Origin of the sequence: Stutzerimonas degradans (assembly GCF_024448505.1) — a bacterium.
GTDB classification, from domain to species: domain Bacteria; phylum Pseudomonadota; class Gammaproteobacteria; order Pseudomonadales; family Pseudomonadaceae; genus Stutzerimonas; species Stutzerimonas degradans.
This window is the reverse complement of record NZ_JAMOHV010000001.1, coordinates 117,087-141,592: the sequence shown is the minus strand read 5'-3', so window position 1 is coordinate 141,592 and position 24,506 is coordinate 117,087. Positions and strand designations below refer to the sequence as shown.

Annotated in this window: 20 protein-coding genes; 11 read left to right on the top strand and 9 right to left on the bottom strand. The window is 65.8% G+C overall.

The window, feature by feature from the left end:
* The first annotated feature begins 59 nt into the window (after positions 1-59).
* The 6 genes from NAV27_RS00695 to NAV27_RS00670 all read left to right on the top strand — a co-directional run bounded on the left by NAV27_RS00695 (position 60) and on the right by NAV27_RS00670 (position 6,625).
* Positions 60-626 carry a DUF6436 domain-containing protein gene (locus tag NAV27_RS00695; RefSeq protein WP_102828087.1) on the top strand — a complete coding sequence of 189 codons (567 nt, stop codon included), beginning with the start codon at positions 60-62 and terminating at the stop codon, positions 624-626.
* A gap of 99 nt (positions 627-725) precedes the next feature.
* Complete coding sequence (locus NAV27_RS00690) at positions 726-2,759, top strand: TonB-dependent receptor plug domain-containing protein (protein ID WP_102828088.1); 2,034 nt, start codon at positions 726-728, stop codon at positions 2,757-2,759.
* A gap of 2 nt (positions 2,760-2,761) precedes the next feature.
* Positions 2,762-3,772, top strand: a complete 1,011-nt coding sequence (locus NAV27_RS00685) for an ABC transporter substrate-binding protein (protein ID WP_102828089.1) — start codon at positions 2,762-2,764, stop codon at positions 3,770-3,772.
* Positions 3,769-4,560 carry an ABC transporter permease gene (locus tag NAV27_RS00680; protein ID WP_008569259.1) on the top strand — a complete coding sequence of 264 codons (792 nt, stop codon included), beginning with the start codon at positions 3,769-3,771 and terminating at the stop codon, positions 4,558-4,560. The genes NAV27_RS00685 and NAV27_RS00680 overlap by 4 nt, the downstream gene beginning before the upstream one ends.
* On the top strand, positions 4,557-5,381 hold the full coding sequence (locus tag NAV27_RS00675; RefSeq protein ID WP_008569258.1) for an ABC transporter ATP-binding protein: 825 nt from the start codon (positions 4,557-4,559) through the stop codon (positions 5,379-5,381). The genes NAV27_RS00680 and NAV27_RS00675 overlap by 4 nt, the downstream gene beginning before the upstream one ends.
* Positions 5,375-6,625: an NnrS family protein gene (locus tag NAV27_RS00670; RefSeq protein ID WP_102828090.1), complete on the top strand. Its 1,251-nt coding sequence runs from the start codon at positions 5,375-5,377 to the stop codon at positions 6,623-6,625. The genes NAV27_RS00675 and NAV27_RS00670 overlap by 7 nt, the downstream gene beginning before the upstream one ends.
* Positions 6,626-6,661: 36 nt before the next feature.
* Here NAV27_RS00670 and NAV27_RS00665 read toward each other — a convergent pair whose 3' ends face one another.
* From NAV27_RS00665 to NAV27_RS00630, 8 genes are all read right to left on the bottom strand, one after another.
* Entirely contained in the window at positions 6,662-7,549 is an 888-nt protein-coding gene (locus NAV27_RS00665) for an ABC transporter permease subunit (RefSeq protein WP_102828091.1), read from the bottom strand.
* Positions 7,546-8,445 (bottom strand): ABC transporter permease subunit, encoded by a 900-nt coding sequence (locus NAV27_RS00660; protein ID WP_102828092.1) that lies wholly within the window; start codon positions 8,443-8,445, stop codon positions 7,546-7,548. The genes NAV27_RS00665 and NAV27_RS00660 overlap by 4 nt, the downstream gene beginning before the upstream one ends.
* Positions 8,442-9,593 (bottom strand): ABC transporter ATP-binding protein, encoded by a 1,152-nt coding sequence (locus tag NAV27_RS00655; RefSeq protein WP_008569253.1) that lies wholly within the window; start codon positions 9,591-9,593, stop codon positions 8,442-8,444. Before NAV27_RS00655 ends, NAV27_RS00660 begins: the two co-directional genes overlap by 4 nt.
* Before the next feature lie 82 nt (positions 9,594-9,675).
* Positions 9,676-10,779, bottom strand: a complete 1,104-nt coding sequence (locus NAV27_RS00650) for a polyamine ABC transporter substrate-binding protein (protein ID WP_102828093.1) — start codon at positions 10,777-10,779, stop codon at positions 9,676-9,678.
* 226 nt (positions 10,780-11,005) lie between these two features.
* Positions 11,006-12,103, bottom strand: a complete 1,098-nt coding sequence (locus NAV27_RS00645; protein ID WP_008569251.1) for a polyamine ABC transporter substrate-binding protein — start codon at positions 12,101-12,103, stop codon at positions 11,006-11,008.
* 177 nt (positions 12,104-12,280) lie between these two features.
* Positions 12,281-13,639 carry an aspartate aminotransferase family protein gene (locus NAV27_RS00640; RefSeq protein WP_102828094.1) on the bottom strand — a complete coding sequence of 453 codons (1,359 nt, stop codon included), beginning with the start codon at positions 13,637-13,639 and terminating at the stop codon, positions 12,281-12,283.
* A 72-nt stretch (positions 13,640-13,711) separates the two neighbouring features.
* Positions 13,712-15,070 carry a glutamine synthetase family protein gene (locus tag NAV27_RS00635; RefSeq protein WP_043295134.1) on the bottom strand — a complete coding sequence of 453 codons (1,359 nt, stop codon included), beginning with the start codon at positions 15,068-15,070 and terminating at the stop codon, positions 13,712-13,714.
* A gap of 35 nt (positions 15,071-15,105) precedes the next feature.
* Positions 15,106-15,852, bottom strand: a complete 747-nt coding sequence (locus NAV27_RS00630; protein ID WP_008569248.1) for a gamma-glutamyl-gamma-aminobutyrate hydrolase family protein — start codon at positions 15,850-15,852, stop codon at positions 15,106-15,108.
* Between the two features lie 251 nt (positions 15,853-16,103).
* Here NAV27_RS00630 and NAV27_RS00625 point away from each other — a divergent pair, with 251 nt between their 5' ends.
* The 3 genes from NAV27_RS00625 (at position 16,104) to aguA (ending at position 19,693) form a co-directional block, all read left to right on the top strand.
* Positions 16,104-17,480: a glutamine synthetase family protein gene (locus NAV27_RS00625; protein WP_008569247.1), complete on the top strand. Its 1,377-nt coding sequence runs from the start codon at positions 16,104-16,106 to the stop codon at positions 17,478-17,480.
* 140 nt (positions 17,481-17,620) lie between these two features.
* Complete coding sequence (gene aguB / locus NAV27_RS00620) at positions 17,621-18,502, top strand: N-carbamoylputrescine amidase (RefSeq protein WP_102828095.1); 882 nt, start codon at positions 17,621-17,623, stop codon at positions 18,500-18,502.
* 93 nt (positions 18,503-18,595) lie between these two features.
* On the top strand, positions 18,596-19,693 hold the full coding sequence (aguA, locus tag NAV27_RS00615; RefSeq protein WP_102828096.1) for an agmatine deiminase: 1,098 nt from the start codon (positions 18,596-18,598) through the stop codon (positions 19,691-19,693).
* Between the two features lie 22 nt (positions 19,694-19,715).
* On the opposite strand, the gene NAV27_RS00610 is transcribed toward aguA, so the two are convergent.
* A complete protein-coding gene (locus tag NAV27_RS00610; RefSeq protein ID WP_102828270.1) occupies positions 19,716-20,714 on the bottom strand; it encodes a GGDEF domain-containing protein in 999 nt (332 codons plus the stop codon).
* Between the two features lie 409 nt (positions 20,715-21,123).
* Here NAV27_RS00610 and NAV27_RS00605 point away from each other — a divergent pair, with 409 nt between their 5' ends.
* Both NAV27_RS00605 and NAV27_RS00600 read left to right on the top strand, forming a co-directional pair.
* Positions 21,124-24,123, top strand: coding sequence for a PAS domain S-box protein (locus NAV27_RS00605; protein WP_102828271.1), 3,000 nt, complete (start codon positions 21,124-21,126; stop codon positions 24,121-24,123).
* Positions 24,120-24,506: a response regulator gene (locus tag NAV27_RS00600; RefSeq protein WP_043295124.1), complete on the top strand. Its 387-nt coding sequence runs from the start codon at positions 24,120-24,122 to the stop codon at positions 24,504-24,506. Before NAV27_RS00605 ends, NAV27_RS00600 begins: the two co-directional genes overlap by 4 nt.

Sequence of the window (24,506 nt, the reverse complement as noted above, 5' to 3'; positions counted from 1 at the left end):
GCATATTCCGCTCTGTGGCGGGGCATGGCAAGCTGACGCCCCCGCCGCCGAGACCCGCCATGCACCCGCGCCGCAAACTCCTGCTTGCCTCCCTGCTCACCCTGCTCGTGGCTGGCGCCCTGCTGGCCGCGTTCAAGTGGTTCGAGGGGCGTTATCTGCGCACCTTCGAGGGCGAGCGCGCCGAACTGTTTTCCGGCGACGACCTCAGGCTGCCCACCGAACTGCAAGGCCCGGGGCCGGTGCGCTTCGTGCACTTCTGGGACCCGGGCTGCCCGTGCAACGTCGGCAACCAGCAGCATCTGGAAGAGCTGCTCAAGCGCTTCGCCGGACAGCCGGTGGAGTTCTACGAGGTGCGCAAACCCGGCAGCAAGGGCCGGCTGCCGCCGTCGCTGGCGGCGCTGAAGCCGCTGGCCAACCTCGAAGGCGCCGCCGAACTGCCCGCCAGCCCGGCCGTGGGCATCTGGGATCGCAACGGCGAGCTGGTCTATATCGGCCCCTACAGCGAGGGCGCGGTGTGCAGCTCGGACAACAGCTTCGTCGAGCCGATCGTCGAAGCCGTGCTCGCCGGCCGCACGGTACGCGCCACCCATTCGCTGGCAGTGGCGTGCTTCTGCGCGTGGGATTGAGCGAAACTTGATCCAAATCAAATGATAATTATTCTCACATAACTGAGAATTACTCCCATCTGGCCGGCGCCCCAGCCGGTGCATTTTGGGAGCAGCTCGATGATTCCGCGTCTCCACCCACTGGCCTTGGCCTGCTTCGCCGTCAGCACCACTGCCCTCGCCGCTCCGCTGGAGCTGCAGGAAACCGTCGTCACCGCCAAGGGCTACGAGGCGGCGACGCATGACATCCCGCAAGCCATCGAGGTACTCGAGCCCGCTGCGACTCACGGCACGCAAACTGCTGGTAGCCTGTTGCGCGGCAAACCTGGTCTGGCCGTGCACAGCGACGGCGCCTGGGGTCAGAACCCGGTGCTGCGCGGGCTGAAGAAGGAAAGCGTGGTGCTGATGGTCGATGGCGTGCGGGTCAATTCGGCGCAACCGCTGGGCTCGCTCGGCTCCTTCCTTGATCTCGGCCTGCTGGAACGCGCCGAAGTGGTCAAGGGACCGGGCTCGGTGCTCTATGGCAGCGGCGCGATGGGCGGTGTGGTCAACCTGATCACCCCCGAAGCACGCTTCACTGAGCGGGCCGAACAGGGCGGACGCTTCGGCCTGTCCGCCAGCAGCGTTGATGAAGGTTTCAACGGCGCGCTGCTGCTGCGCGATTCCAGCAGCAATCACGCACTGGTGCTCGGCGCAGCGGGTCGCAAGGCCAACGATTACGACAGCCCCAGCGGCACCGAGGAACGCACCGGCTACAGCTCCGACAGCCTGTTGCTCAAGTACAAGCAGCGCCTGAGCGACGATGTGAACGTCAGCCTAAACCTGCAGCGCCACACCGACCGCGACGTCTGGTATCCCGGCTCGACGCGCACCGGCACACCCGCGCGGCTCGGTCAGGTGACCATGCACTCGCCGGAGCAAAGCCGCGAGCTGTACCAGCTAGGCCTGGAGAACCGCCTCGGCGACGGCACACTGAACACCGAAATATACCGCCAGGAGGTCTACCGCGAGATCCGCGCCTACTCGTCGGCGCTCGAGCGCAACCAGGTGCGCAACGACGTCAGCTTCATCACCCACGGCCTGCGCACGTCCTACCTCATGCCGGTGGGCGATCATTTGCTCACCGTCGGCGGCGAAGGCTGGAAGATGACCGGCGACCCCGAACGGCATATCCACAACAACCCGCCGCTGTTCAATAACGACCAGCGCAACGACCCGTTCAAGGATGGCGAGGTCAGCTCTTACGGCGTCTTCGTGCAGGACGAGTTCGAGCTGGGCCGCACCGCCATCGTTGCCGGCGCACGCCTGGACCACGTCAGCGGTGACGCCAAACAGAAAGGCGCCAACCAGACCAGCGGCCTCGCCAGCAGCGACAACAACCTGTCCTGGTCGCTGGGCGCCACTCATCCGCTGACCGACACGCTCAACTTCTACGCGAACGTCGGCCAAGCCTACCGCGCGCCCGACCTGCGCGAGCGCTTCGAGGACGCCGCGCGCGGCGACGGCTACTACCACATCGGCAATCCGCAACTGGACCCCGAGCGCTCCACCAGCTTCGAGATCGGGCTCAAGGGTCACGGTGGCGCTTTCGATTATCGCCTGGCGGCCTTCCATACCCGCATCGACGACTACATCGCCGGCCGCGTGACCGGCGCCCGCGCGCCCAACGGCCTGCCGATCAAACGCACCGAGAACCTCGACGAAGTCGTGATCTATGGCCTGGAAGGCAGTGCCAGCAAAGCTGTCGGTGCCTTCGTGGTCGACGCCGGCTTTACCTGGCTGCGCGGCGAGAACAAGCAGGACGACGAGCCGCTGTACCAAATGCCCGCCCATGAGCTGACCCTGGGCATCGGCCAGCCTGCCGAGCGCGGCCTGTACTGGCACGCCCAGCTGCGCGCGGTAGCCGAGCAGGACCGCGTCGCCACGCGTTTCTCCAACGGCACCGAGGACGAAACCTCCGGTTTCGTCACTGCCGATGCCAGCCTCGGCTGGGGTTTCGGCAGGATCGGCGTACTGCAGACGGCCAATCTTGACGCCAGGCTGAGCAATATCTTCGACCGCGCCTACCATGAGCACCTTGCCGACGGCGTCAGCGGTTACGAGCTGGAGGCGCCGGGCCGGGGACTCACCTTGGCACTGAGTGGAAGCTTTTGAACATGAGCCTGCTGAACATGAATGTCGTAAGCCGCCTGCTGTTGACCGTCCTGCTGCTCGCCAGCGGGCCGGCCCTGGCGGAAAAATTGCCGCGCCTGGTGCTGGCGGGGCCGTCCTCATCGGTCTCCAATCCGCTGATCCACATGGTCGAGTCCGGCGCTCTGGCCGATCTGGCCGACCAGGTGGAGTTCGTCAACTGGCGAGACCCCGATCAGCTGCGGCTGATGGCGCTCAACGGCCAGGCCGACGTGCTGGCGATGCCGGTCAACGTCGCAGCCAACCTCTACAACCGCGGCGCCAAGCTGCGCTTGCTCAACGTCTCGACCTGGGGCCTGCTCTGGCTGGTGTCGCGCGACCCCGGCCTGACGCGCATGACCGACCTGCGCGGCAAGGAAGTCACCCTGCCGTTTCGCGGCGACATGCCGGACATTCTCTTCGCCCTGCTGGCCGAACGCGAAGGCCTGGACCTGCGCAAGGACCTGCGTCTGCGCTACGTCGCCACCCCCATCGACGCCATGCAACTGTTGCTGACGCGTCGCACCGACCATGCCCTGCTGGCCGAGCCAGCCATCTCGATGGCGCTGCGCAAGGCCAACTCCGGCGCGCTGAGCCTGGTCGCGCCGGAACTGCACCGCAGCATTGACCTGCAGCAGGAATGGGGCCGTCTGCTGCAGCGCGAGGCGCGCATCCCCCAGGCCGGCATCGCGCTGATGGCCAGCGTCAAAGACAACCCAACAATCGCCGCGCGCATCGAAGAGGCCTACGCCGCCTCGCTGCAATGGTGCGGCGAGCATGCGCAGGATTGCGGCAAGCTGGTCGCCAGCCGCCTGACCATGCTCAGCGCCGAGGCTGTCAGCGATTCGCTGGCCGTGGCGCAGATGCATGCCGTGCCAGCCGCCGAGGCACGTGCAGAGGTCGAGTACTTCTTCGATCAGCTGCTGGAGAAGAACCCGGCACTGATCGGCGGCAAACTGCCGGCAGCGGACTTCTACGCTGCGCCGGCTGTGCCATGAGCCTGCTGCGCAGCTGGCTGGGCAGCCTGCCAGGCTACCTGTGGAGCGGCTGGGGCGCGCTGGCCAGCCTGTTCCTGCTGCTCGGCGCGTGGGAGGCAGTCGCCGCCTACTACGGCCCGCTGGTACTGCCTGCGCCGCTGGAAACCTTCACCCGTCTCGGCCAGCTGATCGATGCCGGCGCCGCCGGTCCGGAGCTGCTGGCCACCGCCCGTCGCGCGCTGCTCGGCTTCGCCCTGTCGGTACTGGTCGGCAGCGTGCTGGGCCTGGCCGCCGGCGTGTCGATGACCGCCTCGATGATGTCGCGGCCGCTGGTCACGGTGCTGATGGGCATGCCGCCGATCGCCTGGCTGGTGCTGGCCATGCTCTGGTTCGGCGCCAGTGACGGCACACCGGTGTTCACCGTGTTCATCGCCAGCTTCCCGCTGGTATTCGTCGGCGCGCTGCAGGGCACGCGTACGCTGGACAACCAGCTCAAACAGGTGGCGCTGGCGTTCCGCCTGCCGCGGCGCATGCTGTTCTTTGATGTGTACCTCCCGCACGTGGTGTCCTACCTATTTCCCGCGTGGATCACCGCGCTCGGTATGTCCTGGAAGATCGTCGTGATGGCCGAGCTGCTGGCCACCCAGGATGGCGTCGGCGCCGCCCTGGCGGTGTCACGCTCGCACCTGGACACCAGCGCCACGATGGCCTGGATCGTTGCGGTGGTGGCGCTGCTGCTGGCGGTCGAATACCTGTTGCTGGAGCCGATCAAGCGCGAAGTCGAACGCTGGCGCGAGGTGCCGTCATGAAACGCCTGCATGCACGCGATCTGGCCCACGCCTTCGGTCGCGACGAGATCTTCAGCGGCATCGATTTCAGCCTCGACGCTGGCGAGATTGTCGCCCTGGTCGGCCCGTCCGGCTGCGGTAAGACCACCCTGCTGCGCCTGTGCGCCGGTTTGCTGGACGTGCAGGACGGACGGATCGAAAACGCCTTCGACAACCCCGCCAGCATGTTTCAGCAGCCCAGCCTGCTGCCGTGGAAAACCACCCTCGACAACATCGCCCTGGGGCTCAAGGCCCGCGGCATCGGCAAGCAGCAGCGCCTGCAGGCGGCCGAAGCGCTGGCGTTGCGCCTGGGCCTGGCGACGAGCGATCTCGGCAAGTTTCCGCATCAGCTCTCCGGTGGCATGCAGAGCCGCGTGTCACTGGCCCGTGCGCTTGCGCTGCAGCCGGACCTGCTGCTGCTCGACGAACCCTTCGCCGCGCTGGACATCGGCCTCAAGGAAGAACTCTATGCGCTGCTGCTGGCCGAGCAGGCCGCACGCGGAATGGGCGTACTGATGATCACCCATGACCTGATGGAGGCCGTGCGCCTGGCCGATCGCATACTGGTCATGGCAGCCGAGCCGGGACGCATCGTCAGACGGCTGGAGCTTGGCCTGCCGGCGCTGCAGCGCGACGATGCCTGGATCTACCGGCAGACCGCCGAACTGCTGCAACTGTCGGCGGTGCGCGACAGCTTCGGCCTGACGCCACGCGCCACGCCCGCATCCGATGCCGGGCAGTGCACCGCGCTACGCGAGACGGTCGTCACTCCCCTGGCTGCGAAGGCGCGCTCACGATGCTGACCTCCTCTTCCCGTCTGGACGGCTGGCCGCTGCTGCTGTGCAGCTTCCGTCCGCTGTTCTTGCTCACCGTGCTACTGGCGGTGCTGGCGGCCGCCCTCTGGCTGGGCTTTCTCGGTCTGGGTCTGGCGCTGCCGGCGGTGCCTGGCGGGGCGCTGGTATGGCACGCCCACGAACTGCTGTTCGGTTTTGGCCTCGCCGCCGTGGCCGGCTTCGTACTCACCGCGGTGCCGGAGTTCACCGCCACTGCGCCCTTCGGCCGGCGCATCGGTCTGGCGTTCATGCTGCTCTGGCTGCTGGCGCGCCTGACGTTCTGGCTGTCCGGCCTGCTCGGCCCGTGGCCAGCGGCGCTGTGCAACGGCGCCTTCGCCGTAGCGCTGCCGTTGCTGCTGACGTCGCGCCTGCTGGGCGATCCGCTGCGGCGCCAGTGGGGTTTCTTCGGCGGCCTCGGCGCGCTGGCGCTGGTGGTGCTCGGTTTTCAGGTCGACGTGCTGCGCGGGTTGTACCCGATGCGCTGGCTGCATGCGGCGGTCGGCGTGATGATGGTGCTGATCGTCGTCGCCATGAGCCGTATCTCGATGCGTATTGTCAACGACGCCATCCAGGCCCACCGAGATGCCGGCCACGAGGTGGACGAGGATTACCGCGCGCGGCCACCCCGGCGCAACCTGGCGATCTTCTGCATCACGCTGTTCAGCCTCGGCGAATGGCTGGCGCTGCCCGGCGCGCTCAATGGCTGGCTGGCATTGGCAGCGGCGGCGGCAATGCTCAATCTGCTCAACGACTGGCACGTCGGGCGCGCTCTGCTGGAGCGCTGGGCGCTGATGCTCTACAGCGTCTACGCGCTGATGGCGCTGGGTTATGCGGCACTCGGCGTGGCGCTGCTGTTCGGCGACCTTGCCGCCAGCGCCGGCCGGCACCTGCTGACCGTCGGCGCGATGGGCGTGTCGATTCTCGCCGTGCTGTGTATTGCCGGACGCACCCACAGCGGCTACGCGCTAGATCAGCGGCGCTGGGTGCCGCTGGCCACACTGCTACTGGTAGCGGCGGCGCTGCTGCGTGCGGGTTCGGGACTGCCGGGGATGCCAGCGCAGGCCATGATCCTGCTCGCCGGCATCGGCTGGCTGGGCGCTTTCGCCCTCGCCTGCCGCTACTTGGCGCCGATCTGGCTGAGCCGGCGACCGGATGGCGGCGCAGGCTGCGAGGAGCCGCTGGCAACCGAAGGCACTGGCGGCTGTCGGGTCTGAATTCAGAAAGGGCGCAGTCAAGCACCCTTTGCGCATTCAGCTGTGTGCCGACGGCGGCGCGACGACCGTGGGCCGCCAAGCGGGATGGCCGCTGCTCTCGTCCATCGCCTGCTGCATGGCGCGCACCCGACGCTTCTCGGCGCGACGGCTCAGGTACCAGGCGAAGAACGTCGCCAGCGACACGCTGAGCAGAATCAGGCTGGCCACGGCGTTGATTTCCGGCTTCACGCCCAGGCGCACGGCGGAGAAGATCTCCATCGGCAGCGTCGTCGCACCGGGGCCGGAGACGAAGCTAGCCAGTACCAGATCGTCCAGCGACAGGGCGAACGACAGCATGCCACCCGCGGCCAGCGACGGCGCGATCATCGGCATGGTGATCAGGAAGAACACCTTCCACGGCCGCGCGCCGAGGTCCATCGCCGCCTCCTCGATGGACAGGTCCAGCTCGCGCAGGCGCGCCATCACCACCACCGCCACATAGGACGAACAGAAGGTGGTATGAGCGATCCAGATCGTCACCAGACCGCGCTGCTCTGGCCAGCCGATCAGCTGCGCCATAGCCACGAACAGCAGCAGCAGCGACAGGCCGGTGATCACCTCGGGCATCACCAGCGGCGCGGTGACCAGCCCGCCGAACAGCGTGCGGCCGCGGAACACCGGAATGCGGGTGAGCACGAAGGCCGCCATCGTACCCAGCGCCACCGCAGCAATGGCGGTGTAAAAGGCGACCTCCAGCGAGCGCATCACCGAGCCCATCAGCTGGCTGTTGTCCAGCAGACCGACATACCACTTCACCGACCAGCCACCCCAGACGGTCACCAGCCGCGAGTCGTTGAACGAGTAGATGACCAGGATGACCATCGGCAGGTAGATGAACAGCAGGCCGAGCACCAGGATCAGGTTGGAGAAGCTCCAGCGTTTCATAGCTTGCCCTCCAGCTCTTTCGCCTGGTTTCTGTTGAACAGAATGATCGGCACCAAGAGGATCGCCAGCATCACCACCGCCAGCGCCGAGGCCACCGGCCAGTCGCGGTTGTTGAAGAATTCCTGCCAGAGCACCTTGCCGATCATCAGCGTCTCCGGGCCGCCGAGCAGCTCGGGGATGACGAACTCGCCGACCACCGGGATGAACACCAGCATGCAGCCGGCGATGATGCCGTTCTTCGACAGCGGCACGGTGATCTTCCAGAAGCTGGTGAGGTTGCGTGCGCCGAGGTCGGACGCCGCCTCCAGCAGGCTCGGGTCGTGCTTCACCAGATTGGCGTAGAGCGGCAGGATCATGAACGGCAGGTAGGAATAGACCACGCCGATGTACACCGCGATGTCGGTGTTGAGGATCTGCAGCGGCGTGTCGATCAGCCCGAGGCCCTGCAGCAGGCCGTTGAGCAGGCCGTTGCTGCTGAGGATGCCCATCCAGGCGTAGACGCGGATCAGGATCGCGGTCCAGGTCGGCATCATGATCAGCAGCAGCAGGACCGTCTGCAGGTCCTTGCGCGCGCGGGCGATGGCGTAGGCCATCGGGTAGCCGATCAGCAGGCACAGCAGCGTGCTGAAGAAGGCGATGCGCAGCGAGCCGAGGTAGGCGGCCAGGTACAGTTCGTCCTCGCTGAGGAAGATGTAGTTGCCCAGGTTGATCAGCACCTGCAGCTGCTGCTCGGCGTAGCGGAAGATTTCCGTGTACGGCGGAATCGCCACGTCGGCCTCGGCGAAGCTGATCTTCAGCACGATGGCGAACGGCAGCAGGAAGAACAGCATCAGCCAGAGGAACGGAACGCCGATGACCAGCCGGCGGCCGTTATTCAGCGCGGGCCGGCGGCTCATGCCTGCAGCACCACGCCGCTGTCACTGAGCCAGTGCAGGTAGACCCGCTCCTCCCAAGTCGGCCATTTGACGTGGCGCTCGGCATTGGCGACGAAGGCCTGCAGCAGCATCCCAGACTCCAGCTTGATGTAGTAGACCGAATGGCCGCCGAGGTAGGCGATGTCGTGCACCACGCCCTCGACCCAGTTGTAGTCCGCCATTTCCAGCACCGGCTTCTCCAGGCTCATCAGCAGCTTCTCCGGGCGCAGGGCGTAGGTCACACGCTTGTCCTGGGCGCGGGTACTGATACCGTGGCCGACGTAGATGGGCCGTTCCAGCTGCGGGCAGGCGATCACCGCGTGGTCTTCGAGGTCTTCCACCAGTTCGCCATCGAACAGGTTGACGTTGCCGATGAATTCGCAGACCAGCCGGCTGGCCGGGGTCTCGTAGATGTCCATCGGGCTGCCGACCTGGGCAATCCAACCCTGGCTCATGATGGCGATGCGCTCGGCCATGGTCATGGCCTCTTCCTGGTCATGGGTAACCATCACGCAGGTCACACCGACGCGCTCGATGATCTGCACCAGCTCCAGCTGCATCTGCGAGCGCAGCTTCTTGTCCAGCGCGCCCATCGGCTCGTCGAGCAACAGCAGCTTGGGTCTTTTCGCCAGCGAACGCGCCAGAGCCACGCGCTGGCGCTGGCCGCCGGAGAGCTGGTGCGGCTTGCGCTTGGCGTACTGGGTCATCTGCACCAGGCCGAGCATCTCGCTGACGCGCCCGGCGATCTCGTCCTTGGACAGGCCATCCTGCTTGAGGCCGAAGGCGATGTTCTGCTCGACCGTCATGTGCGGGAACAGCGCGTAGGACTGGAACATCATGTTGATCGGCCGCTCGTAGGGCGGCAGATCGGTGATGTCCTGACCGTCGAGGAAGATACGCCCCTCGCTCGGCCGCTCGAAGCCGGCGAGCATGCGCAGCAGGGTCGACTTGCCCGATCCGGAACCGCCCAGCAGCGCGAAGATCTCGCCCTGATGAATGTTCAGCGAGACGTCATCGACCGCCACCGTTTCGTCGAACTTCTTGGTGACGCGGTCGATCTTCAGCAGCACCTGCTTGTTCTTGCTCTCGCCGGTGAGGGCTTTCTTGTAGGCGCTGGAGGCAACGGCCATGCGCGAACTCCCGAAAATGTAGGTTGGCCGGTCAGCGCCGGATATCGATGGTCGTTGCAGCGGGCGGCAACCGCCCGGGTATCTATTTGCCGGACTTCACCTTGGTCCAGCTGCGATTCATCAGCCGCTGGATCTTCGCCGGCAGCTCGGCCGAGACGTACAGGCGGTCCAGCACTTCCTGCGGCGGATAGATCGAAGGATCGTTGCGTACCTCTTGATCCATCAGTTCGCCCGCCTTGAGGTTGGGGTTGGCATAGCCGACGTAGTCGCTCACCGAGGCGATCACCTCGGGGCGCAACAGGTAGTCGATGAATGCATGGGCCTGTTCGACGTTGCCGGCATCGGCGGGGATGGCGAGCATGTCGAACCAGAGGTTGCCGCCTTCCTTGGGAATGGCGTAGGCGATCTCGATGCCCTTGCCAGCTTCCTCGGCACGGGCGGCGGCCTGGAACACATCGCCGGAGAACCCGGCGGCGACGCAGATATTGCCATTGGCGAGATCGGAAATGTACTTGGAGGAGTGGAAATAGCGCACGTGCGGACGCACTGCCAGCAGCTTCTCCTCGGCCTTGCGGTAGTCGGCGGGATTCTCGCTGTTGGGATCTAGGCCCAGATAGTTGAGCATGGCCGGAATCATCTCGTCGGCCGAGTCGAGCATGGCGATGCCGCAGCTGGCGAGCTTCTCCGCATTCTGCGGCTCGAACAGCACCGCCCAGGAGTCGATGGTGTCGACGCCGAGCGCTGCCTTGACCTTCTCCACGTTGTAGCCGATGCCGTTGGTGCCCCACAGGTAGGGCGCGGCGTGGGCGTTACCCGGATCGTTCTTCTGCAGTTGCTTGAGCAGCGCGGGGTCGAGGTTCTCCCAGTTCGGCAGCTTGGACTTGTCGAGCTTCTGGAAGGCGCCGGCGCGGATCTGCTTGCCGAGGAAGTGGTTGGACGGCACCACCACGTCATAGCCGGTGCGACCGGCCAGCAGCTTGCCCTCGAGGGTTTCGTTGGAGTCGAAGACGTCGTAGACCGGCTTGATGCCGGTCTCCTTCTCGAACTCTTCCAGCGTCGTTTCGCCGATGTAATCCGACCAGTTGTAGATGTGCACCGTGGCAGCCTGGGCCGTGGCGGCGCCAGCGAACGCGGCGGCGCCAGCGAACGCGGCGGCGATGATCAGCGACGTGAGGGTCGAGCGCATGGGATGAGTCCTCTGGTTTCAGGCCGTGCGTTGCCCCGAGGGGAAAGCCGGGCTGTTTATTGGAAAAACCTCTGAAAATCAACAGGTGACGCAACAAAAACCGAGTGTTGCGCGAGGAAATGCTGCGCCAGCGGACTACAGACTGGCGCAACTCCCGTCGGCTCGGCACTCCCTCGCCTTATAGCGACCGGGCAGCACGACGGCTGCCGGGCCGGCACGTCAGGCTTCAGCGACCCGACTTGATCTTGGTCCAGCTGCGGGTCATGGCGCGCTGGGTCTTCGGATCGAGGTCGGGGAAGGTGTAGAGCTTCTGCAGCACCTCCTGGCTCGGGTAGATGCCCGGGTCGGTACGAATAGCCTCGGCCACCAGCGGGGTCGACGCGGCGTTGGCGTTGGGGAACTGCACGTAGTCGGTGATCGACGCCATGACTTCCGGCTTCATCAGGTAGTTGATGAAGACGTGGGCGTTCTCGACGTTCTTCGCATCGGCGGGAATGGCGACCATGTCGAAGAAGCTGCCGGCGCCTTCCTTGGGAATCTTGTAGCCGACGTTGACGCCGTTCTTGGCTTCCTCGGCGCGCGCCTTGGCCTGATAGATGTCGCCGGAGTAGCCGATGGCCACGCAGGTCTCGCCGTTGGCCAGGTCGGAGATGTACTTGGACGAGTGGAAGTAGGCCACGTGCGGGCGAATCTGCATGAACAGCTCTTCGGCCTTCTTCAGTTCATCGGCCTTGCCGCTGTCCGGCGCGTAGCCCAGGTAATGCAGGGCGGCCGGCAGGATCTCGGTCGGCGAGTCGAGGAAGGAAACGCCGCAGGCCTTCAGCTTCTCGATGTTTTCCGGCTTGAACACCAGGTCCCAGGAATCCACCGGCGCGTTGTCGCCGAGCACGGCCTTGACCTTGTCGACGTTGTAGCCGATGCCGATGGTGCCCCACATGTAGGGAATCGCGTACTGGTTGCCCGGATCGCTCGGGTCCAGCGCCTTGAGCAGGCTCTTGTCGAGGTTTTCCCAGTTCGACAGCTTGGATTTGTCCAGCTTCTGGAATACCCCGGCCTTGATCTGCTTGGCGAGGAACGGGTTGGACGGCACCACCACGTCGTAGCCGGAGCTACCGGCGAGCAGCTTGGCTTCCAGCACTTCGTTGCTGTCGAAGACGTCGTAGACGACCTTGATGCCGGTTTCCTTGGTGAAGTTCTCCAAGGTGTCTTCGGCGATGTAGTCGGACCAGTTGTAGACGTGCAGTACCTTTTCCTGGGCCTGCGCAGCCCCGGCGACAGCGCCGGCCAGCGTCATGGCAAGTAGGGTCTTGGCGAAGGGATTCATCCGTGCAGCTCCTGTTGTCGTCATTTATGTCGGGGCAGTGGAACAGACCATGAACAGCGCGGCGGTCTGACGATGCACCGTATCGGCGCATCTTCGGTTGGCTCCGGCCACGCACAGCGCGCAGTCTGGCAAGGTCGGGGACGCTTTTTCAACAGACCGTACGCTGCCCGGTGAACCTTAGCCCAGCACGTCACGCGCGGTGGCATCCAGACACAGCCGGACCTTGCCGATCAGCTCGTCGATTTCCTCCTCGGCGATCACCAGCGGCGGCGAAACGATCATGGTGTCGCCGACCGCGCGCATCACCAGGCCGTTGCGGAAGCAGTGCTCGCGACAGCGCATGCCCACCCCCGCCTCGGCGAAGCGTTCGCGGGTTTTCTTGTTCTTCACCAGCTCCAGCGCGCCGAGCATGCCGACGCCGCGCGCCTCGCCCACCAGCGGATGCTCGGCGAGTTCCTGCCAGCGAGATTGCAAATAGGGTGCCGTCTTCGTCTTCACCCGCTCGACGATCTTCTCCTCGCGCAGGATGCGGATGTTCTCCAGCGCCACCGCGGCGGCCACCGGATGCCCCGAATAGGTGAAGCCGTGGTAGAACTCGCCGCCCTCGTTGAGCGTGCGCACCACTTCGTCGCGCACCACCACGCCGCCCATGGGGATATAGCCCGAGGTCAGCCCCTTGGCGATGGGCATCAGATCCGGCTCGAGGCCGTAGTAGTCGCTGCCGAACCACTCACCGGTACGGCCGAAGCCGCAGATGACCTCGTCGGCGATGAAGAGGATGTCGTAGCGCGCGAGGATTTCCTTGATCCGCGGCCAGTAGCTCTCGGGGGGGATGATCACGCCGCCGGCGCCTTGGATCGGTTCGGCGATGAAGGCGGCGACCTTGTCCTCGCCGACCTCAAGAATCTTCTGTTCCAGCTGGTCAGCGATGCGTACGCCGAACTCTTCCGGGCTCATGTCGCCGCCCTCGCCGAACCAGTAGGGCTGGTCGATATGCTCGATGCCTGGGATCGGGCCGTCACCCTGCTCGTGCATGGCCTTCATGCCGCCAAGGCTGGCGCCGGCGATGGTCGAGCCGTGATAGCCGTTCCAGCGGCCGATGATCACCTTCTTCGCCGGCTGGCCCTTGATCGCCCAGTAATGGCGCACCATGCGCAGCACGGTGTCGTTGGCTTCCGAACCGGAGCCGGTGAAGAACACATGGTTCATCCCCTGCGGGGCGATGTCGGCGATCGCCTTGGCCAGCGCCACCGCCGGCGGGTGCGCGGTCTGGAAGAACAGGTTGTAGTAGGGCAGCTCGCGCATCTGCTTTGCCGCGGCCTCGACCAGCTCCTCACGGCCGTAACCGACGTTGACGCACCACAGGCCGGCCATGGCATCGAGGATCTTGTGGCCCTCGCTGTCCCACAGGTAGACGCCGGACGCCTTGGTGATGATGCGCGTGCCCTTGGCGTTCAGCGCCTTGTAGTCGGTGAACGGCGGCAAGTGGTGGTCGCGGCTCAGGGCTTGCCAGTGCAGGGTTTGCGAATCGCTCATCGAATCACCTCTTTTTGCCTATGTGAGTGGTCGGTGGATGAGCACCGCGTCATCCACCCCTACGGCAGTTCGTTACACCGAGAGCATCAGGAACTCGCGCTCCCAGGAGCTGATGACCCGGTGATAGTTCTCCTGCTCGGTGCGCTTGACCGCGACGTAGCCGGTGATGAACTTCGGGCTCAGGTATTTGCGCAGCTCGCGGCAGTTCTCCATGCGCTCCAGCGCCGCTTCCAGCGTCAGCGGCAGCCGCAGGTTGCGGCGCTCGTAGCCGCGCCCCTTGACCGGCGGGCTCGGGTTGATGCCCTCGACCATGCCGATGTAACCGCACAACAGGCTGGCGGCGATGGCCAGGTAAGGGTTGGCGTCGGCGCCCGGCAGGCGGTTTTCCAGGCGACGGTTCTGCGGGTCGGAATCCGGCACGCGCAGGCCGACGGTGCGGTTCTCCTCGCCCCACTCGACGTTCACCGGCGCCGAGGTATCGGGCAGGAAACGGCGGAACGAGTTGACGTTGGGGGCGAACAGCGGCAGCAGTTCGGGGATGTATTTCTGCAGACCGCCGACGTGATGCAGGAACAGCTGGCTCATCGAGCCGTCCGGGTTGGAGAACACGTTACGCCCGCTTTCTAGGTCCACCACGCTCTGGTGCAGATGCATGGCGCTGCCCGGCTCACCGGTCATCGGCTTGGCCATGAAGGTGGCGGCGACGTTGTGCTTGAGCGCGGCCTCACGCATGGTGCGTTTGAACACCAGAATCTGATCGGCCAGATGCAGCGCCTCGCCATGACGGAAGTTGATCTCCATCTGCGCGGTGCCTTCCTCGTGGATCAGCGTATCGAGGTCCAGGCCCTGGGCCTCGCACCAGTCGTACATGTCCTCGAACAGCGGATCGAATTCGTTGGCCGCGTCGATGGAGAACGACTGGCGGCCGGTCTCCTGGCGACCGGAACGACCGATCGGCGGCTGGAACGGCAGGTCCGGGTCCTCGCAGCGGCTGGTCAGGTAGAACTCCATCTCCGGCGCAACGATCGGCTGCCAGCCACGGTCGGCGTACAGCTTCAACACGCGCTTCAAGATGTTGCGTGGCGACAGCTCGATGGGGTTGCCCATCTTGTCGTAGGTGTCGTGGATCACCTGGGCGGTGGGCTCGATGGCCCAGGGCACGAGAAACACGGCATTGGGATCGGGGCGGCAGAACATGTCGATGTCGGCCGGGTCGAGCAGTTCGTAATAAATGTCGTCCTCGACGTAGTCGCCGGTGACGGTCTGCAGCAGCACGCTCTCGGGCAGGCGCATGCCCTTCTCGCCGAGGAACTTGCTGGTCGGGGAGATTTTGCCGCGGGCGATGCCGGTCAGGTCGCTGATCAGGCATTCCACTTCGGTGATCTTGCGTTCTTTGAGCCAGCTGGTGAGCTGGTCGAGCTGGGTAGTCATGATGACCTCGGGTTGGGTGTTGGCGCCGCGTCCGATCAGCGCTGTCTCGCGCGCTCCCGACAGGCTTCGGCGAAGCCCTGGAACAACGCCAGGTAATGCGGGTGCTCGTGCACCTTCCATTCCGGATGCCACTGTACGCCGAGGGCGAAACTGCGGGCATCCTCCACCGAGAACGCCTCGATAAGACCGTCCGGCGCCAGCGCCTCGATGCGCAGGCCCTCGCCCAGACGCTCGACGCCCTGGCCATGCACCGAATTGACGCGTACCAGCGGCGGCAGGCCGAGGCGATCGAGCAGGCCGCCGGGTTGTACGTGCAAGTCATGGCTGAGGCCGTACTGATCGTCGAGCGGCGCCTCGGGGTTCTCGCGATGGTCCTGGTAGGGTTCCACCTCGTGCACTTTTTGCAACAGGCTGCCACCGAAGGCCACGTTCATTTCCTGGAAACCGCGACAGATGCCGAACACCGGAATACCGGCATGCACGGCCGCGCGGATCAGCGGCAGGGTCAGGCGGTCGCGCGGCGGATCGTGCGGAGTGCCGGGCGCGCTCTGCGGCCCGGCGTAATGCTGCGGTTCGACGTTCGACGGCGAGCCGGTGAACAGCAGGCCATCAAGGCTTTCCAGCAGCGTGGCCTGGTCGATCAGTTCGTCCAGCGCGGGGATGATCAGCGGCACACCGGCGACCGCGGCGGCGCGCAGATATTTGTCGCCGGCAATATGAAAACCGTGCTGGCCGATCATGCGGGTGCAGGCGGAAACGCCGATCAGGGGCTTGCGCGACATGGGATGCTCGTCTTCCGGTTGATGGCCTACCGGAGAGTAGTCTTGTTCATTTTTATAGACAATAGCCGAACGGAGCGGCGATCTCGTGGTTTTTTCAACATCGCACGCCGGAGACGAAAATGCCCCGCAAGTGCCCACTCTGGGCCATCATGGGGCGTCCGGGAGGGCTATTGACAGGCAACAGGCTTTCGGATTGACTCCTAATCGAGCAGTCTGATGATTGAAATTTTTAACAATTAAGGTGCTTCATCATGCTTCCCCCGCCGCGTGCCGTTCAGCTCAACGAAGCGAACGCGTTTCTCAAGGAACACCCGGAGGTGCTTTACATCGACCTCCTCATTGCAGACATGAACGGCGTCGTGCGTGGCAAGCGCATCGAACGCGCCAGCCTGCACAAGGTGTACGAGAAAGGCATCAACCTGCCCGCCTCGCTGTTCGCCCTGGATATCAACGGCATCACCGTGGAAAGCTCCGGTCTGGGCATGGACATCGGTGACTCGGACCGCACCTGCTTCCCGATTCCCAACACGCTCAGCCGCGAACCCTGGCAGCGTCGCCCCACCGCACAGCTGCTGATGACCATGCACGAGCGCGATGGCGAGCCGTTCTTCGCCGACCCGCGCGAGGTGCTGCGTCAGGTGGTGAGCCGCTTCGACGAACTGGGCCTGACCATCTGCGCCGCGTTCGAGCTGGAGTTCTACCTGATCGACCAGGAGAACGTGAACGGCCGGCCGCAACCGCCGCGCTCGCCGATCTCCGGCAAGCGCCCGCAGTCGACCCAGGTCTACCTGATCGACGACCTCGACGAGTACGTCGACTGCCTGCAGGACATTCTCGAAGGCGCCAAGGAACAGGGCATCCCGGCCGACGCCATCGTCAAGGAAAGCGCCCCGGCGCAGTTCGAGGTCAACCTGCATCACGTCGCCGACCCGATCAAGGCGTGCGACTACGCGGTGCTGCTCAAGCGGCTGATCAAGAACATCGCCTACGACCACGAGATGGACACCACCTTCATGGCCAAGCCCTATCCGGGCCAGGCCGGCAACGGGCTGCACGTGCACATCTCGCTGCTCGACAAGGACGGTAACAATATCTTCGCCACCGACAACCCGCTGGAAAGCCAGGCCCTGCGCCACGCCATCGGCGGCGTGCAGGAGACGATGGCCGCGTCGATGGCCTTCCTCTGCCCCAACGTGAACTCCTATCGCCGCTTCGGCGCGCAGTTCTACGTACCCAATGCACCCTGCTGGGGCCTGGACAACCGCACCGTAGCGCTGCGCGTGCCGACCGACAGCCCGGACGCCGTACGCATCGAGCACCGCGTCGCCGGCGCCGATGCCAACCCCTACCTGTTGCTCGCCTCCGTACTGGCCGGCATCCATCACGGGCTGACCAACCGCATCGAGCCGAACGCGCCGATCGAGGGCAACTCCTACGAACAGGTGGAACCGAGCCTGCCGTCCAACCTGCGCGACGCGCTGCGCCAGCTCGACGACAGCGAGATCATGGCGCGCTACATCAGCCCGGATTACATCGACATCTTCGTCGCCTGCAAGGAAAGCGAACTGGCCGAGTTCGAGCATTCGATCTCCGACCTGGAATACAACTGGTACCTGCATACCGTCTGATCCACCGGCCCCGCTGCCGCGCGCCCGAGCGGGCGTGCAGCGCGGCGCCGTGAGCGGCCGCCCCCTGCCCGGCGCCGAACAATCTCGCCTAGAATCACTCCATTCCTGACCGAACCATTATTTTTCCGCGAGGCCAGCCCATGTCCCGTACCGTCACTGTCGCCGCCACTCAGATGGCCTGCTCCTGGGATCGCCAGGCGAATATCGCCAACGCCGAGAAGCTGGTGCGCGCAGCCGCCGCCAAGGGCGCGCAGATCATCCTAATTCAGGAACTGTTCGAGACCCCCTACTTCTGCCAGAAGCCCAACCCCGAATACCTGCAGCTGGCCACCTCGGTCGAGGACAATCCGGCGATCCGGCATTTCCAGAAGGTCGCCGCCGAACTCAAGGTGGTACTGCCGATCAGCTTCTTCGAACTGGCGGGCCGCGCGCGCTTCAATAGCATCGCCATCATCGATGCCGACGGCTCGCTGCTCGGCGTCTACCGCAAGAGCCACATTCCGGACGGCCCCGGCTACCACGAGAAGTACTACTTCAACCCGGGCGACAGCGGCTTCAAGGTGTGGAACACCCGCTACGCCAGGATCGGCGTGGCCATCTGCTGGGACCAGTGGTTCCCCGAGACCGCCCGCAGCATGGCGCTGATGGGTGCCGAGCTGCTGTTCTACCCCACCGCCATCGGCAGCGAGCCGCACGACCCGAACATCACCTCGCGCGACCACTGGCAGCGCGTGCAGCAGGGCCATGCCGGCGCCAACCTGATGCCGCTGATCGCCAGCAACCGCGTCGGTAAAGAGGAGCAGGACGGCTACGACATCACCTTCTACGGCTCGTCGTTCATCGCCGATCAGTTCGGCGCCAAGGTCGAGGAAATGGACGAGACCAGCGAGGGCGTGCTGGTGCACCAATTCGATCTCGACCAGCTGGAGCACATCCGCAGCGCCTGGGGCGTGTTCCGCGACCGCCGGCCGAACCTCTACGGGCCGATCCGCACCCTCGACGGTCAGACGCCGTCGGAATGAACGCAGGGTGGAAAATGGCCAACGGCCTTTTCCACCGGTTGCACCCTCGGTGGAAAACGCTGCGCGGTTTTCCACCCTACGAGAGAGATCGCGATGACCACCCTCACCTCCACGCCCCGCCAAGACGGCTTCCACATGCCCGCCGAATGGGCGCCGCACAGCCAGACCTGGATGGTCTGGCCGGAGCGCCCGGACAACTGGCGCAACGACGCCGGCCCGGCGCAGCAGGCCTTCACCGCCGTGGCCAAGGCCATCGCGCGTTTCGAGCCGGTGACTGTGTGCGCCTCGGCCGCGCAATACCTGGCCGCCCGCGAGCAGCTCGACGATCCGCGCATCCGCGTGGTGGAAATCAGCAGCGACGACGCCTGGGTGCGCGACACCGGGCCGACCTTCGTCATCGACGGCAAGGGCGGCCTGCGCGGCGTCGACTGGAGCTTCAACGCCTGGGGTGGCGAGGATGGCGGGCTGTATGCGGACTGGCAGCGCGATGATGAAGTGGCGCAGAAGATCCTCGAACTGGAACGCTGCGAGCGCTACCGCACCGAAGGTTTCGTGCTCGAGGGCGGCTCGATCCACGTCGACGGCGAAGGCACGCTGATCACCACCGAGGAATGCCTGCTCAACCGCAACCGCAACCCGCAGCTGTCACGCGAGGAAATCGAGGCGGTGCTCGCCGAGCACCTGGCCATCGACAAGGTGATCTGGCTGCCGTGGGGCCTGTACAACGACGAGACCGACGGCCACGTCGACAACTTCTGCTGCTTCGTGCGGCCCGGCGAGGTATTGCTGGCCTGGACCGACGATGTCAACGACCCCAACTTCGAGGGCTGCCAGCAGGCGCTGCGCTGCCTCGACCAGGCCCGCGACGCCCGCGGTCGCGCGATCAAAGTGCACAAGATGCCGATTCCCGGCCCACTGTATGCGACCGAGGAAGAATGCGCCGGCGTAAAGCCGGCCGAAGGCAGCCAGACACGCGCCGCAACGATCCGCCTGGCCGGCAGCTACGTGAACTTCCTCATCGTCAACGGTGGCATCGTTGCGCCGAGCTTCGACGACCCGCACGACAGCGAGGCCGAGGCCATTCTGCGCCGGCTGTTTCCCGAGCGGGAGGTGGTGATGGTGCCGGGACGGGAGATTCTGCTGGGCGGCGGCAACATCCACTGCATCACCCAGCAGCAGCCGCAACCGTAGGTCGCGGCAAGGTGCGCGCCGGCTAGGCGACGATGACCTGGTTCTTGCCGAGTCGCTTGGCCTTGTACATCGCCGCATCGGCGCGGGCGAATACCGACGCCAGTTCGGTGTCGTCGGCCCGCAGGTAGGTCAGGCCGAAGCTCGCGGTGACGCTGAAGCGCGTCCCGTTCGGCAGGGCGAACGACAGGCGCTGGATTTCGCGCTGCAGGCGCTGGGCGATCTGCTCGGCCAGGTCCGGCTGGCAGCCGGGCAGCACCGCGGCAAATTCCTCACCGCCGATGCGGCCGAACACATCGCCACGGCGCAGCACCGAGGCGCCGCACTGCGCCACGCGCTGCAACACCTGGTCGCCGATCGGGTGGCCGTGGGTGTCGTTGATGCGCTTGAAGTCATCGATATCCAGCAGCAGGAACGCCAGTGGCGAAGCGAACTGCTGGGCATGTTCGAATTCGCGCTGCGCGCAGTCGAAGAAGTGCCGGCGGTTGCTGCTCTGGGTCAGCACATCGGTGGTGGCCAGACGCTGCAGTTCGCCTTCGAGCTGCTTCTTCTCGGTGATGTCCTCGGCGATGCCGACGATGATCGGGCCCTGGCCGTTCTCGGCGCGCCGGCCGAGGAAGCACTTGTCGCTCAGCCAGCGCAGCTGGCCGTCGCCGCGGATGATGCGGTACTCGCGGGTTTCCACGGCACCCTCGTCGAGCACTTCGAGCAGGCTCTTCTGCGCATAGTCCAGGTCGTCCGGGTAGATGCTGTTGCGCCACTCGCCGTAGTCGGCCAGCAGCAGCGCCGCCGAGCGACCGAAGATCTGCTCGTAGGCCGGGCTGACGTAGACCATCCGCTGCGCCTGCCAGTCGAAGGCCCAGAGCACGGCGTTGACGCCGCCGAGCAGGGTGCTGAACAGCTGATCGCGCGCACTCAGGCGCGCCACCTCGCCGCGCGCATGCATCAGCGCCATCAGCGTCTGTGCATCTACGCCCGGCAGCATCCCTATCCCCTTTTCGCTTTGCTTGCTCGCCAACTGCATGTGCTCGTCCCGACCCGCCGCAACCGTCTGCCGCAGCAGCTTCAATGATTCAAGAAGCTGTTCAGAGAGTCGGCAACCGACAAAGTTCCGGGGCAGCCCCCAACGGTCGCTTGCGCCGTCCGAAAGGTCGCAAGCGGGCTGTCGGGTGGCGTATCTCGCACATGCCGCAGACAAGACCGACCGTCGCCTGACAGCTGATTTTCCGTCGCCCTTCGGTTGTGATGAACGACATGTTGGCGCCGACCCCTGCAAACCGCCGCACGAGTTGGCTACAATTCGCGCCCTCATGATGTCAGTACGCCATCACCCGTTGTTTCTGGAATCTGCCGGCGATGCAGCATCGATCTGACGTTTCTCCTCCCGTGTACCGTGTGGCCGCACACCGCTGCTGCCGGAACGCGCCATGCGCATGACCTTTCTGCGTCTGCCCAAGCCCCGGCGGTTGTTCGGCCTCGGCAGTCTGCTGCTGGCGCTGCTGTTCGGCGCACTGGCACTCAACGACCATTTCGGCCGCGCGGCACTCTGGAAACTGGAAGTCAGCAACCACGGCAACCTGCAGAGCCTCGCCCTGCAGAGCGCTCAGCGCGGCCAGGAACGCCAGGCGCAGACCCTCGCCGCCACGCTGGCGGATGACCCACGGGTGCTCGCGGCGATGCGCCAGCTCGACCCGCTGCTGCGCGCCGGCACGCCCTGGAGCGACTCGCGGGTACGCCTGCTGCGGCTGCAGCTGAGCGAGTACCTGCTGCCGGCGTGGCAGGCCATGCAGACTCAGCAGGGCTTGCAATTGCAGCTGTTCTGGGGCGCCGAGGGCTACAACGTGCTGCGCATGCAGCGCCCCGATGCCTATGGCGATCCGCAGGCCGCGCAGCGCCCGCTGCTCGCCGCGGCGCTGCGTGAAGGGCGCAGCCAGGTCGGCCTCGACATCGGCCGCCACGGCGCCAGCAACCGCAGCATCGTGCCGCTGCGCGGCGAGGGTGACGCCGCCGGCGAGGTCATCGGCGCACTGGAGGTCGGCTTCGACGCCCTGCCCCGGCTGGACGAGCTGGGCGAGCAACTACGCGCCGGGCTGGCACTGATCGTCGACCGCAAGGCCTTGCTGGCCGCACAGGTGCCGCCGCCGGTCGGCGCGCAGCTGGGCCGTAACAGCGACTGGCTGCTCGTCGGCCACTCGGCCACGCAGGTCCTGCACTGGGCGCAGCGGGAGCTGCTGCCGGCACCGGCGAGCGGCATGGCGCAACGCGTGCTGCAGGCGGACGGGCGCAGCTTTCTGGTCAACCAGATTCCGCTGCACGATGCCCGGCAGCTGCAGGCGACGCGCGCGCCCGTGGCCGCCGCGCTGGTCTGGCGCGACATCAGCACACTGGTCGCCGAGCGCGCGCGGGCCGAGCAGCTGGTACTGCTGAAATGGGGCATGGCCTGGCTGATCGCCGAGCTGCTGCTGTGGCTGCTGGTCTTCCTGCTGCAGCGGCGCCTGATCGTCCAGGAACAGCACCGCCTCAGCCAGCAGCAACAGGCCCGCAGCCACCAGCGCATGCTCGAACGCGCGCAGAAGATCGCCAGCCTGCTGCCGGGCATGGTTTTCCAGCTCAAGCGCTACGCCGACGGCCGCTACGCATTCCTCTATATCAGCGAAGGCGCCAGCGCGCTGTATGGCCGGAACGCCACCGAGCTGACCGGCGATCCACGCCTGGCGATGCGCAGCGTGCACCCCGACGACCTGCCGCGCCTGCGCCACACGCTGACCCGCGCGATCCGCGAAGGCAGCGCAGCCACCGAATTTCGCCTCGACAACCCACAGCGCGGCACCCTCTGGCTGGAGGGTCGCGCCAGCGCCGAGAATCTCGCCGACGGCTCGGTGCTCTGGCACGGCGTCGTCACCGAGATCACCGAGCTGATGCAGGCCACCCGCGCGCTACAGCAAAGCGAGAGTCGCTATCGCGGCATGGTCAGCAACCTGCCTGGCGCGGTCTATCGTTGCAGCGACGATGCCGAACGCCGCATGCACTACCTGAGCGAGGGCATCGAACGCCTGACCGGCTACCGGGCGGACGACCTGATCGGCGAGCGCGCGCGCAGCTATTTGAGCCTGGTCCATCCCGACGATCTGCCACAGGCGCGGCGCCCGGCGGGGCAGGACGTCTACGAACTCACCTACCGCATCCGCGACGCCAGTGGCCGCGGGCTCTGGCTGCGCGAACGCGGCCGGCTGCTGCACGACGCCGACAGCGGCGAGGCATGGTGCGAAGGTTTCATCTGGGACATCACCGCGCACCGCCGCGCCCAGCAGGACATGCAGGAGCGCGAGCGCTACCTGAGCATGCTGATCGCCAACGTCATCGACGCGATCATCATCATCGACCAGCGCGGAATCATCGAAACCTTCAACCACGCCGCTGAGACCGTGTTCGGCTACAGCGCCGCGCAGGTGCTCGGGCGCAACCTGTCGATGCTGATGCCCGAGCCCGATCGCTCGGCGCATGACGGCTACCTCGACACCTACGCCCGGCGCGGCATCCCCCGCGCGCTGGAGCAGAACCGCGAGCTGACCGCGCTGCGCAGCAATGGCGAAACCTTCACCATCGAACTGCGCGTGTCGCAGATCACCCACCACGGCGAATGCAAGTTCATCGGCCTGGTGCGCGACATCACCGAGCGCAAGCGCATCGAACGGCTGAAGAGCGAGCTGGTCTCCATCGTTAGTCACGAACTGCGCACGCCGCTGACCTCCATTGCCGGCGCGCTCGGGCTGATCACCGGCGGCGCGCTCGGCGAGGCGCCGGCGCCGATGCGCGACATGCTCGCCATCGCCCAGCAGAACAGCCTGCGCCTGGGCCGGCTGATCGACGACCTGCTGGACATGGACAAGCTGGTCGCCGGCAAGATGACCTTCGCCCTGCGCGTTCAACCGCTGCTCCCGCTGCTGCAGCAGGCGCTGGCCAGCAACCGCGGCTATGCCGGGCAGCAGCGCGTGCGGCTGGTCCTGCGCGGCGAGGCGGACCCGCTGGTCAACGTCGACGACGATCGCCTGCAGCAGGTGCTGGCCAACCTGCTGACCAACGCCATCAAGTTCTCGCCGGTCGAAGGTGTGGTCGAACTGAGCATCGAACAGCGCGGCGGGCACGTCTGGGTCGGCGTGCGCGACCAGGGCCCCGGCGTGCCGGAGGCGTTTCGCGCGCGGATCTTCGAGAAGTTTTCCCAGGCCGATTCGTCCGACACCCGGCAGAAGGGTGGCACCGGCCTGGGCCTGGCGATCAGCAAGGAGCTGATCGAGCACATGGGCGGACGCATCGGTTTCGACTCCGTGGCCGGCCAGGGTGCCTGCTTCTGGTTCGAACTGCCCGTCGCCACGCCTGCACCGTTCGAGCGCCGCAATGAACCCGATTGGCAACCACCGGAGAACATCGCATGAGTGAGCTACGACGCATCCTCCACGTCGAGGACGATCCGTCCATCCAGGCCGTGGCCCGCCTGGCGCTCGAAGTGGTTGGCGGCTTTCAGGTGCTCTCCTGCGCCTCGGGCGCGCAGGCACTGGACGAAGTCGAGACCTTCGCCCCCGACTTCATCCTGCTGGACGTTATGATGCCGGGCATGGACGGCCCGCAGACGCTGCGGTGCCTGAGCGAGCGCATCGATCTGGCGCAGGTGCCGGTGGCTTTCATGACCGCCAAGGTGCAGCCGCGCGAGATCGAACACCTGCGCAGCCTCGGCGCCCGCGACGTGATCATCAAACCGTTCGATCCGATGCGCCTGGCCGATCAGATTCGCAGCATCTGGGCGGCTGGCCGATACTAG

Excerpts from the sequence above, each read along its gene's own strand:
- NAV27_RS00695 (WP_102828087.1), top strand. The coding sequence starts at position 60 with ATGCACCCGCGCCGCAAACTCCTGCTTGCCTCCCTGCTCACCCTGCTC.
- NAV27_RS00690 (WP_102828088.1), top strand. The coding sequence starts at position 726 with ATGATTCCGCGTCTCCACCCACTGGCCTTGGCCTGCTTCGCCGTCAGC.
- NAV27_RS00685 (WP_102828089.1), top strand. The coding sequence starts at position 2,762 with ATGAGCCTGCTGAACATGAATGTCGTAAGCCGCCTGCTGTTGACCGTC.
- NAV27_RS00680 (WP_008569259.1), top strand. The coding sequence starts at position 3,769 with ATGAGCCTGCTGCGCAGCTGGCTGGGCAGCCTGCCAGGCTACCTGTGG.
- NAV27_RS00675 (WP_008569258.1), top strand. The coding sequence starts at position 4,557 with ATGAAACGCCTGCATGCACGCGATCTGGCCCACGCCTTCGGTCGCGAC.
- NAV27_RS00670 (WP_102828090.1), top strand. The coding sequence starts at position 5,375 with ATGCTGACCTCCTCTTCCCGTCTGGACGGCTGGCCGCTGCTGCTGTGC.
- NAV27_RS00665 (WP_102828091.1), bottom strand. The coding sequence starts at position 7,549 with ATGAAACGCTGGAGCTTCTCCAACCTGATCCTGGTGCTCGGCCTGCTG.
- NAV27_RS00660 (WP_102828092.1), bottom strand. The coding sequence starts at position 8,445 with ATGAGCCGCCGGCCCGCGCTGAATAACGGCCGCCGGCTGGTCATCGGC.
- NAV27_RS00655 (WP_008569253.1), bottom strand. The coding sequence starts at position 9,593 with ATGGCCGTTGCCTCCAGCGCCTACAAGAAAGCCCTCACCGGCGAGAGC.
- NAV27_RS00650 (WP_102828093.1), bottom strand. The coding sequence starts at position 10,779 with ATGCGCTCGACCCTCACGTCGCTGATCATCGCCGCCGCGTTCGCTGGC.
- NAV27_RS00645 (WP_008569251.1), bottom strand. The coding sequence starts at position 12,103 with ATGAATCCCTTCGCCAAGACCCTACTTGCCATGACGCTGGCCGGCGCT.
- NAV27_RS00640 (WP_102828094.1), bottom strand. The coding sequence starts at position 13,639 with ATGAGCGATTCGCAAACCCTGCACTGGCAAGCCCTGAGCCGCGACCAC.
- NAV27_RS00635 (WP_043295134.1), bottom strand. The coding sequence starts at position 15,070 with ATGACTACCCAGCTCGACCAGCTCACCAGCTGGCTCAAAGAACGCAAG.
- NAV27_RS00630 (WP_008569248.1), bottom strand. The coding sequence starts at position 15,852 with ATGTCGCGCAAGCCCCTGATCGGCGTTTCCGCCTGCACCCGCATGATC.
- NAV27_RS00625 (WP_008569247.1), top strand. The coding sequence starts at position 16,104 with ATGCTTCCCCCGCCGCGTGCCGTTCAGCTCAACGAAGCGAACGCGTTT.
- aguB (WP_102828095.1), top strand. The coding sequence starts at position 17,621 with ATGTCCCGTACCGTCACTGTCGCCGCCACTCAGATGGCCTGCTCCTGG.
- aguA (WP_102828096.1), top strand. The coding sequence starts at position 18,596 with ATGACCACCCTCACCTCCACGCCCCGCCAAGACGGCTTCCACATGCCC.
- NAV27_RS00610 (WP_102828270.1), bottom strand. The coding sequence starts at position 20,714 with ATGCAGTTGGCGAGCAAGCAAAGCGAAAAGGGGATAGGGATGCTGCCG.
- NAV27_RS00605 (WP_102828271.1), top strand. The coding sequence starts at position 21,124 with ATGACCTTTCTGCGTCTGCCCAAGCCCCGGCGGTTGTTCGGCCTCGGC.
- NAV27_RS00600 (WP_043295124.1), top strand. The coding sequence starts at position 24,120 with ATGAGTGAGCTACGACGCATCCTCCACGTCGAGGACGATCCGTCCATC.